Origin of the sequence: uncultured Mycobacterium sp. (genome assembly GCF_964249325.1) — a bacterium.
Lineage (GTDB): Bacteria > Actinomycetota > Actinomycetes > Mycobacteriales > Mycobacteriaceae > Mycobacterium.
The window spans coordinates 12,388-14,651 of sequence record NZ_CAXUCH010000093.1 but is presented as its reverse complement, the minus strand read 5'-3'; the positions used below and the strand labels follow the sequence as shown (position 1 = coordinate 14,651).

The following is a 2,264-nucleotide window of genomic DNA, read 5'->3' as shown; positions in this document are numbered from 1 at the left end:
TTGCGGAACAGCAGCCGACCCTTGAACTGCCCGCCGACGCAGCGCAGCGCCGCATGCGCGAAATCACCGTCGTCGTCCTCATAGGCGAACTTCACCTTGGGCCGCGGCGGGTTGTAGTCGGTGCCGAGCTTGAGGTTCTCGTCAAACCGGTAGGCGTCGATCACCTTGCCCGGGTTCATCTTCCACTCGGGATCCCAAATCAGTTTGAACCGCCGCATCGCTTCCAGCAGCCGCGGGCCGTACTGCTTGCCGAGCAATTCTGCGCGCTGCGGCCGTCGCCATGCTCGCCGGACATCGACCCACCGTAGGACGCCACCAGGTCGCCGGCGGCTTCCATGAAACGCCGATAAGTCACCAGCCCGTCGTGGTGGCGCAGATCGAAGTTGATCCGGGAATGGACGCAGCCTTCTCCCAGGTGCCCGTACATGGCGCCGCGCAGGCCGTGGTCCGCGTACAACCGCTGCAGATCGCGGACATAGTCGCCGACCCGGTGCGGCGGCACCGCGGAGTCCTCCTAGCCCGGCCAATGGTCACCGCTGTCTTTCGGGAACGCGGTGGAGCCCAGCCCGGCTTCGCGGATCGACCAGAGCTCGTCGCTGTTTCCGCAGTCCTGTTTACTGCGGGCCAATACGATGCGATCGTCGTCGTAGTCCTTTTTCTTCCGCAGCCAGCCGACGAATTCCTGAGCACGGCTGAATGATTCACCGGGCTGATCCGACCCGAACTGGACGAACAACCAGGCGCCGGTGGATTTGGGCCGGGGCAGCGCTGCTCGCCCGGCGGCGTTGGTGCCGGTCAACTCCTGGTCGTGGACCAGCACGTGGTCGACCGCTTCGAGACCAATGGGTTTCCATGCCATGATGTCCGGCACCGCGTCGCCCGCCTCGCCGAGCGAGTCATACTGGACCACGACCAGGGTGCGGTGCGCCATGGCCGGCGTGAGCATCACGGTCGCGGTCAGCGCCACCGCGCAGGTGCTCTCGGTCCCGACCAGCGCGCGTGCGACGTTGAAGCCCTTCTCGGGAAGCAGCTCGTCGAGGTTGTATCCGGACACCCGCCGCGGAAGCTCGTCAACCCTGGGGAACCCACGACGGATGTCGTCGGCGTACTCGTCACGCAATTCCCTTAGTGCCGCGTGGATTTCACCCTTGCGGCCACCCTCGGCAATGATGGCGTCAAGGCGCTCCTCTTCGTTGTTGCCGACCCAGAACCGAGCGCCGTCGTAGGTGATGATTTCCAGGGCGTGGGTGTTGTCCGACGTGCGTGGTCCCGGCCCATACAGATGCGACTGGATCGAATGCACGCCACACGAGTTGTTGCCGATGTTTCCGCCCAGGGTGCACCGCGAGTGCGACGACGGGTCAGGGCCGAACACCAGCCCGTATTCGCCGGTGGCCCTGTTGAGTTGCTCGTTGATCACACCGGTCCGCACGGTGGCCAGGCGGCGGTCGGCGTCGATGTCGACGATCTCGGTGAGGTACTTCGAGAAGTCGATGACCACAGCGACGTTGACGGTTTCCCCGGAGAGACTGGTGCCCCCGCCGCGGCACAGCACCGGGGCGTGATAGGCGTGGCAGGCCCGCACGGTTTCGACCACGTCGTCGAGCGTTTTGGGGACGACGACCCCGATGGGCACTTGGCGGAAGTTCGAGGCGTCGTTGGCATACATCGCCTTGGTGCGCAAACTCATTCGCCCGACTTCCGGGAGGATGGCTTGAGCGACTCGGTGAACTCGTGCATCTTCTGCTTGGCGCCCTTGGTCGCGATGCTGACCCGATCCGGGTCTTTCGTGACCGCCTTCGCGGTCTTCTTCGCCATTTCCTTCTTGATATGCGGCGGCACCGGCGGAATGTCTGCGTCGACAACCACCTCCAAAACCACCGGGCGGTTGGCCGACAGCGCCTGCTCCCAGGCCTCAGCCATCGTCTTCGGGCTGTCGCACCGGATACCGCTCAAGCCGCGCAGGTTGGCGAATTCGGCGTAGGGAACATCCGGAATGTACTGCGAGCCTTCGAACTTCGGTTCACCGCCCATTGCCCGCTGTTCCCAGGTCACCTGGTTGAGGTCTTGGTTGTTGAACACGCAGAAGATCAGCGGGCCCTCGGAGAGTCGATCCTTGTACCGCTTGACGGTGATCATCTCTGCCAGCCCGTTCATCTGGAACACACCGTCACCCACGAGCGCAATCACCGGCCGGGGTGAGCCAGCTTGGCGCTGATGGCATACGGCGTGCCCGGACCCATGGTGGCCAAATTCCCCGCCAA

General features: G+C 64.4%; 2 pseudogenes (1 of these 2 running past the window's edge). Both read right to left on the bottom strand.

From position 1 onward, the window contains the following. Positions 1-221: 221 nt before the first annotated feature. Positions 222-1,669, bottom strand: a pseudogene (locus ACFE99_RS13410) (FAD-binding oxidoreductase); the annotation flags it as partial. 17 nt (positions 1,670-1,686) lie between these two features. After that, positions 1,687-2,264 (bottom strand): annotated as a pseudogene (locus ACFE99_RS13405) (thiamine pyrophosphate-requiring protein) (it continues 1,217 nt past the right edge of the window).